The 6,749-nt window shown below is 66.4% G+C and carries 8 protein-coding genes and 1 tRNA gene; 6 read left to right on the plus strand and 3 right to left on the minus strand.

Features of this window, described 5'->3' with window-relative positions; translation table 11 throughout:
• Positions 1-41: 41 nt before the first annotated feature.
• Complete coding sequence (locus WFI54_RS10110; protein ID WP_336652662.1) at positions 42-362, minus strand: helix-turn-helix domain-containing protein; 321 nt, start codon at positions 360-362, stop codon at positions 42-44.
• Between the two features lie 147 nt (positions 363-509).
• Here WFI54_RS10110 and WFI54_RS10115 point away from each other — a divergent pair, with 147 nt between their 5' ends.
• The 5 genes from WFI54_RS10115 (at position 510) to WFI54_RS10135 (ending at position 5,023) form a co-directional block, all read left to right on the plus strand.
• A complete protein-coding gene (locus tag WFI54_RS10115) occupies positions 510-1,823 on the plus strand; it encodes an MFS transporter (RefSeq protein WP_336652663.1) in 1,314 nt (437 codons plus the stop codon).
• Between the two features lie 144 nt (positions 1,824-1,967).
• Entirely contained in the window at positions 1,968-3,146 is a 1,179-nt protein-coding gene (locus WFI54_RS10120; RefSeq protein ID WP_336652664.1) for a glycosyltransferase, read from the plus strand.
• 2 nt (positions 3,147-3,148) lie between these two features.
• Positions 3,149-4,435, plus strand: a complete 1,287-nt coding sequence (locus WFI54_RS10125) for a glycosyltransferase (protein WP_336652665.1) — start codon at positions 3,149-3,151, stop codon at positions 4,433-4,435.
• 61 nt (positions 4,436-4,496) lie between these two features.
• A tRNA-Ser gene (locus tag WFI54_RS10130) sits at positions 4,497-4,588 on the plus strand.
• A 189-nt stretch (positions 4,589-4,777) separates the two neighbouring features.
• Positions 4,778-5,023 carry a hypothetical protein gene (locus WFI54_RS10135; RefSeq protein ID WP_336652666.1) on the plus strand — a complete coding sequence of 82 codons (246 nt, stop codon included), beginning with the start codon at positions 4,778-4,780 and terminating at the stop codon, positions 5,021-5,023.
• 71 nt (positions 5,024-5,094) lie between these two features.
• On the opposite strand, the gene WFI54_RS10140 is transcribed toward WFI54_RS10135, so the two are convergent.
• Both WFI54_RS10140 and WFI54_RS10145 read right to left on the minus strand, forming a co-directional pair.
• On the minus strand, positions 5,095-5,472 hold the full coding sequence (locus WFI54_RS10140) for a DUF7882 family protein (protein WP_336652667.1): 378 nt from the start codon (positions 5,470-5,472) through the stop codon (positions 5,095-5,097).
• 81 nt (positions 5,473-5,553) lie between these two features.
• Entirely contained in the window at positions 5,554-5,904 is a 351-nt protein-coding gene (locus WFI54_RS10145; protein ID WP_442918874.1) for a DUF7882 family protein, read from the minus strand.
• 154 nt (positions 5,905-6,058) lie between these two features.
• Between WFI54_RS10145 and WFI54_RS10150 the strand changes: the two genes are divergently transcribed.
• The gene (locus tag WFI54_RS10150) at positions 6,059-6,424 is read left to right on the plus strand and encodes a hypothetical protein (RefSeq protein ID WP_336652669.1); all 366 of its coding nucleotides are present in this window, start codon (positions 6,059-6,061) and stop codon (positions 6,422-6,424) included.
• Positions 6,425-6,749 lie beyond the last annotated feature (325 nt).

Below are 6,749 nucleotides of genomic sequence, written 5' to 3' on the forward strand. Positions count from 1 at the left end.
CGGCGCCGGCGAGGGCCGTCAGGCCTGACTATCGAGAGTGGTCAGGCCTTGCGGCGGCGCGGAGTGCCCTGCTCTGCGCGGGCCCGAATGAGGTCGCGGGCCGAGATCTGGTGCACGCGCACACCGTAGTCATCAGCGCTGAGGCCTGACAGAAAACTGCCCGGATCCACTTCGAGCGCGGTGCCGAGGCGCACCAGCGTTTCGGCAGTCGGGCTGGAGACGCCGCGTTCGATCTTGCCGATGCTGGTCCAACTGATCTCCGCGAGCTCGCCGAGATCTTCCAGCGAGATGCCAAGGTGCTGGCGGATCTCGCGTACGCGGCGGCCGATCTTTATCGCGGCTTCCGAGTGAATGTTTGGCACGCACCCAGCGTGCTCGACTCATGCATTCGGCACCAGGCCTTGCGAGTACTGGCTAAAAATGACCAGTGTGTTAGCGCATTATTCGGTGAGGATGAAAGCCCGAACTCGCCCGACGGTGGCTGACCGTGGGCGTACTCTGGAAGCGACATGTCGAACGCCACACGGGAACTGCTGCTGCGTCTTGCCCCGAGCATCTACGGGCCGACAATCCTGTTCACCCTCGGTGCCTACGCCATGCTGCCGATCGTGCCCCTCATCGCGGTATCGCAGGGGGCCGGGCTGGGCCTCTCAGGAGTGATCGCCTCCACGGTGGTTGTCGGCAGGCTCGTCGGCAACCTGCCGGCCAGCTGGCTCGTGGCGCGGGCGGGTGAACGCATCGCGATGCTCATCGCCTCCGGCGTTGCCCTCCTGGGGGCCCTCGGAGTCGCACTCGCACCCGGCCTTGCCGTGCTCGGCGCCTCAGCGTTCGTGATCGGCTTCGCTGAGGCAGCGTTCGGGCTAGCGCGCCACTCCCTCATGACCACGCGCGTGCCCGTCACGTTCCGGGCCAGAGCGCTGTCGCTGATCGGCGGCTCCCACCGCTTCGGACGATTCGCCGGGCCGTTCCTCGCAGCAGGGCTGCTCGGGATCACCGGTGACCAACACGCCCCCGTCTGGGCGTTCGTCGTCTGCCTCGCGCTCACCGCGCTGCTCGTGGGCTTTGCCCCTGACCCCGAGCGGCTGCTCTCGCACGGCCCTGCCGGCGAGGCGGGCCCCGGTCGAGGAGCCGGGGCGCCACGAGGATCGGACGGCATGCTCTCCGCGATCCGCCACGGACACGCTCCGCTGCTGCGCATCGGCGGCTCCGCAGCGATCCTCTCAGGCCTGCGTTCCGTGAAAGACGTGCTGCTGCCGCTGTGGGGCGTCTCGATCGGTCTCGACGCGACGAGCGTGGCGCTCGTCGTCGGCATTGCAGGCACCATCGACTTCGCACTGTTCTATGCCAGCGGCCAGGTGATGGACCGCTTCGGGCGGCTCTGGGCGGCGCTCCCGGCCATGATCGCGATGGCGCTCAGCTTTCTGGTGCTCGCCGCCACCCACGATCTCCCCGGCGCGGCCTGGTGGCTGACGGGCTGCGCTGTGGTGATCGGGATCGGCAACGGCCTATCGAGCGGCATTCTCCTCACGCTGGGAGCCGACCTCGCCCCGCGCGACAACCCCGCCCCCTACCTCGCCGCCTGGCGCACCCTCACCGACCTCGGGGGCGCCACCGCACCCCTCGCGGTCTCCGCGATCGCCGCGGCGTCCCTGCCGCTCGCGAGCGCCGTCGCAGGCATGCTCGCGGTCGCAGGCGCGGCAGGATTCGCGCGCTGGATCCCGCGCTACATTCCGCGTCTGCGGCCCCGTGTCGGCCGCAATCCCGATGCGGATCGCGGGTCCGACACGAGTGATCCCGGCCCAGGCGCCCCCTCCACCAGGTGACCGGATCCGCCACCGCCGCGCCGCGCAGCTCCCCGCTACGCCGACTCGGGGCGCTGCTGCGCCGATTCTGAGGAGACGCTGCATACACTTGAGTGCGTTCGCCCACCGGCAAACGCCTCATCGACCGAAGGACTCCCGCACACCGTGAGCACCACCGATCGCCAGCAGCCGCTCCGAGTTCTCATCGGATGCGACACCTTCTCGCCCGACGTCAACGGGGCTGCTCGCTTCGCCGAACGTCTCGCAGCCGGCCTCGTGCAGCGCGGCCACGACGTGCACGTCGTCGCCCCGTCGAAGCGTGCGACCAGCGCCGGCACCTTCGCGGAGACCATCGAGGGCGAGCGCATGACCGTGCACCGGTGGACGAGCTGGCGGTGGTACCCGCACGACTGGCTGCGCTTCGTGCTGCCCTGGCGGGCCCGCTCATACGCTCGCAGACTGCTCGACTCCGTGCGTCCCGACGTCATTCACATCCAGTCGCACATCGTGGTGGGGCGTGCGCTCGCGAAAGAAGGAGCCAAACGCGGCATCCGCATCGTGGCCACCAACCACGTCATGCCGGAGAACGTGCTCGATTTCACCCTGCTGCCCGAGCGGGCAAAGCGCGTCTTCGTGCGCTGGGGATGGAACGACGCCGACCGCGTGCTCACCCGTGCCGCGGCAGTCACCACACCCACCCGCCGCGCCGCCGACTTCCTGGAACGCAATACCCACCGCCGTGGTGTGCTGCCCGTCAGCTGCGGCCTGCGCGCCTCCGACTACACCGCCGACCTCGAACCGCGCACCGCGAACAAGCTCGTGTTCGTCGGCCGCGTCACCCTCGAAAAAGAAATCGACGTGATCCTGCGCGCCATCCCGCGCATCGACCCCGCGTTCGATGTCAGCTTCACCATCGTGGGCGACGGCGACCAGCGCAAGAACCTCGAGAAGCTCGCCACCGAACTCGGCATCGCGGATCGTGTGCGCTTCACCGGACGCGTGAGCGACCAGCAGCTGCGAGCCCACCTCACCGAGGCGAGCGCGTTCGTCATCGCCTCGATCGCCGAACTGCAGTCGATCGCCACAATGGAGGCCATGGCCTCCGGGCTGCCGATCGTCGCCGCCAACGCGATGGCCCTGCCGCACCTCGTTCACGAAGGCGAAAACGGCCACCTCTTCCAGGCAGGCAACGATCGAGAACTCGCCGAACAGATCGAAGCAGTGCTGAGTCTCACGCCCGAGGAGTACCAGCGTATGCAGCGTGCATCGCTCGCGGCCGTGCAGGTGCACGACATCGACCGCACCCTCGACACCTTCGAAGCGCTGTACCGAGGCGAAGCCTGACCATGCACGTGCTCGTCGTCACCGATCAGCACGCCGAATCGCTCGGCGGCGTGCAGGTGGCGATCCGCCTGCAGCGGCGATACCTCGAACGGCTGGGGCACCGCGTCACCATCGTCGCGCCCGCGCTGCACCGCCAGGGGTACACGCCACGCGACAACGCCTACATCGACCTGCCCTCACGACCGATCACCCGCGACCGCGAATACGGCATCGCCTGGCCGGGCCGCCGCACCGACCGGGCGCTCTCCCAGGCGCTCGCGCAGCTGCCTCCCGTCGACCTCGTGCACGTGCAAGGCGACTTCTGGGGTGCCATGATCGGGCTGCGCGCCGCCCGCGGGCTCGGGGCCGCGCGCGGTCTTCCCGGCGCCCTGCCGGTAGTGCACACGATGCACAACCACGTCGACGAGGGAACCCGTGCGGTCACCCCGCTTGCCCCGCTCGCGTTCTGGGGGCTGCGCGTGTGGCGGCGACTCGTGCTCGGGCGCGCGCGTGGCGAGGTGGCGAGGCGATCGAAGGGTGCCTGGCGTTACCTCGCAGAACTCGCCGCAGAGGCCACCGTGGTCACCGCCCCATCGCGTCACTTCGCCGACGAGCTGGAACGGCATGGTGTGGCCAGCGAGGTGCAAGTGACGCGCGGCGGCGTCGATGACGAGGAGATCGCCGGGGCGATCACGGCGCCCCGCACGCCCCGCAGCCGCCCGCGCCTCGTCTGGCTCGGTCGCATGAGCCACGAAAAGCGAGTGCTCGAATTCATCGACGCCATCGCCCTCGCCGACATCGACGCCGACGTCGTGCTGCACGGGGCGGGGCTGCTGCTGCCCAAGATGCGCGAACGGATTGCGCGCGCTGGGCTCGCGGATCGCGTCACCATCGCCGGGCCCGTGCCCTACCGCGACGCGCTCGCCGCGATGCGCGACGCCGATGCGCTCGTGCAAACCTCGATGGGCTTCGAAACGCAGGGGCTCACCCCCTTCGAAGCGGCCGCGCTCGGCACGCCCACCATCTTCTGCGACCCCCAGATCGCCGAAGACGTTGACGCCTCGGTGGAGTGGCGGGTCGCCGATGCGAGTGTGGCCGCGCTCGCCGACACGCTGCGGCTCGCCGTCGGTGAGCTGGCTGTCGGCGTGCGGTCGGCAACCCGCGGCGCGGGGGGCGAGGGTGCGCGGATCGCGGATCCCGATCCGCTGCGCATCCCCGACGCCGAAGGCCGCCGTTTTCTGCAATCGGCCCAGACCGAGCGCCTGGTCGAGGTGTACGAGCGTGCGATGGGCTCGGTGGATGGGCGCTGAACCCGGGCGATTTCCGATGGGCCCGATCGTCCGGTTAGAATGGGTGACGTTGTTCGCGTATGGAGACGTGCCGGAGCGGCCGAACGGACTTCACTGCTAATGAAGGGTCGGGCTTAAACCTGACCGGGGGTTCAAATCCCCCCGTCTCCGCCAGAGGAACAACAGAGATAAGCCCCCGACTCCCCTAGTAAACACTGGGAAGTCGGGGGCTTATCTGTTTGTGGAGATCGTGCCGATTTGCGCCTTTGCCCACATTTTGCCCACACTCTGCGCAGCCAGAGCGTGAATGTCGGTGGCGCGGCCTAGTCTCCCCGCATGGGTGGGATGCCGTGGAGTCCGTTGATGACGCTGACGCGCGTGAGCGATGGGGAGGCGTGGATGTACGACGGTGCTCTCCGAATCGCGATCATCCGTCGAGTGCGGATCGGGAGGCCGTCTGCGCTGCTGTGGCGGTCGGTGACCGGCGACGAGAATCCCGACGATCGCGCCTTGGTCGGGTATTTTCCGAGCCTGCAGATGGCCGCCGCGGTGACATGGCGGTCATGGGATCAGCGGCACAAGCCGGTGGAGCGGCACAGCCTCTCATGACGGCGGTAGTGATGGGAAGGGATCGCCGACTGGGCCAGGCCGCCTTACGATCTGCTACAGGGTGCCCCGGGTCATGTTTCCCGCACGCTTGCCCATAGGCCATCCCGGGGCGCCTGTGAGGAAATTTCCTGAATCAATCGCTCAATGACCTCGGCGGTGTCAGATTCAGAGATCAAGACCAGTCCGAGCGGTGTGTGGGAAGCGCGTTCCATGATCGCGACCCAAGCCTCGTTGATCTGCGGAGGCGTGGAGTCTCCGTATTCGAAGTCGAGTGCGACATCAGGCGTCATCCACAACGACGTCTTCTGAGTATCCTCGTCAGCGGCCGGAAACCAACTCATGCGAAAGCTCCCGTGCCGAGACAACGAACGTTCCAGGGCGAGCTGTAAGTGCGCGAGTTGCCGATCCTCGAACTCATAACGGGTGCCGCCGTAGATCATATGACCCATCGGGACACCCACTGACTTGATGAGAAGCTGAGCTGTGAAAGCCGACGCGAATGCGTTCCGGCGTAGGTAGGCGACAACACCTCAGGCCTGCGTGATGCCCTGCTGGGACTTTTTCTTGAGCTTCTGAGCGAGAGCCTCAGCGTCTTGCTCCGGAATGAGTACGAGTCCGCGAGGCGTATGCGAGGTGTGCTCGAGCACCGCGAGCCACTCCTCGTTGAGGACCGGCTGTCTGCTGCCCGAGAAGTGGAAAGCGAGCGGGATCGCAGGCGACATCCACAAGGACACGCGACCACTGCCGTCCGAGGGTTCCACCGTCCAACTCATGAGGAAGCACTCCTGTTTGCGGAGCTTTCTCTGCAGCGCAACTTTGATGTGCGCGAGTTGTCGATCTTCGAATGAGTAGCGATTCCCGCCGTACAACATGAGTCCCATGACCCTAGATTCCCACACCCGGAGGAAAACGTGAAGATCTGAACGGGGGTTCCTCTGCCGCTGGCCTCAGAGCTCGCCGGAGAATCTTATCGCCTGCATTCACCCCCAGCTAGCCCCCTCTAGCGCGACGGCGCTTTTGCATATGGTTGACGGCATGAAACGAGTTCACTACGGAAACTTGACCATTGATGTTTCGGACAACGTGGCAGATGCGGTCCTCGAACTGGCGCATGCCGCAGCCTCGAGACCCCACATGAATTTCGAAGAGTACGGGAACCCCGCGTTCGGGGTGAAACAAACACAGTATGCCCACGGAGCCGCGGAGCTAGCCGAGTTCTCTGGCTATATCAACGGACGCCAGCAGCTTTCTCGCGTCGTTCTGCTGCTCGGGGCAGGGTTCCCGATCGCCGTCTCAACGATCGACACTTCGCTCCACGATCCCGCTTCAAGCGCCAAAGACGAGTCCTCGCTGCGCCTTCAAGTTGAGGAGTACGGTGCCGATACCGACGGCGCGAACTAGACACTGAGCGCGCACCCAAACAGCGAAGGCCGCTGAGAGTATCGGCGGGCTATCCCTGGTAGTGGCTCTAGATGATCCGGATTGCCAAGAATGCTGAGAGCCACACAAAACTTGGAGTACTGTGCACTTAGGGTGCTCCGGATTCCCACCCCATTTCGTGGACGCTGCGATGTGGGTCTTCCCCCGAAGACCGGGGCACCCGCCTCTTCAGGCACACGAAAAGTGCCCCCGCCGCTCCGAAGAGCAGCGGGGGCGCAGAAGTAAGTGTGCTGTCTGCCTAATCGCCTTCAACTATCAGATCAGAGTCCCACCGAAGCGGCAAAGA

It is taken from the genome of Leucobacter sp. MMO-125 (assembly GCF_037148395.1).
Taxonomy (GTDB): Bacteria; Actinomycetota; Actinomycetes; order Actinomycetales; family Microbacteriaceae; genus Leucobacter.